At 81.0% G+C, this 625-nt stretch carries 1 pseudogene; it reads left to right on the top strand.

What is annotated here, in order from left to right:
- Nucleotides 1-82 precede the first annotated feature (82 nt).
- A pseudogene (locus GT042_RS39345) lies at nt 83-625 on the top strand (hypothetical protein); the annotation flags it as partial.

The following is a 625-nucleotide window of genomic DNA, read 5'->3' as shown; positions in this document are numbered from 1 at the left end:
CCCCGCAGGCGGCGCGCCCGCCGGCCCCGGTCCGGTCGGTGCCGTCGCGTGGCCGTCGGCCGCCGAGACGGACAGCTCTAACGTGCCCGCGCCCGTCCATGTGCCCAGCGAGCTGCCGGGTCTGGACTCGTCGGGCTCCCCCCTGTCGGTCCACCCGCCCACGCCCCCGGCCGGATCCCGGCGGCCGGACCCGTCCGTGGCCGCCCACCCCCCCGTACCTCCGCACCCGGCCCAGCCGGTCGCCTCCCACCCGCCCGTACCCCCGCAGCCGCCCCACGACCCCGCCGCCGCCCACGCACCCGTACAGCCCGGTCCCTACGCATCGGCCCCGCCCCTCGCGGGCCCCCCGCAGACCGCACCACCCGCGTCACCTGCCACCGGTCCGTCGGCCATGCCGCCCGTCCCCCCGCAGCCGACCCAACACCCGGCCGCCGCGCACCCGCCCGTACCACCCACACCGCCCGGACCGCCAACTCCGCACGCGGGCCCCCCTCAAGCCGCACCGCCCACCGCCGCCGCACAGGTGCCGGCCACCGCGCAGGCCCCGGCCGCCGGTACGGCCCCGCACGTCGGTGACTTCGAGCTGCCCGCGCCCCACCCGCCCGTACGGTCCGACGCTCCCGGC

This window comes from Streptomyces sp. SID3212, from assembly GCF_009865405.1.
In the GTDB taxonomy this organism is placed as follows: domain Bacteria; phylum Actinomycetota; class Actinomycetes; order Streptomycetales; family Streptomycetaceae; genus Streptomyces.
Note: the sequence above shows the minus strand (reverse complement) of the source record. Positions and strands in the feature narration are given on the sequence as shown.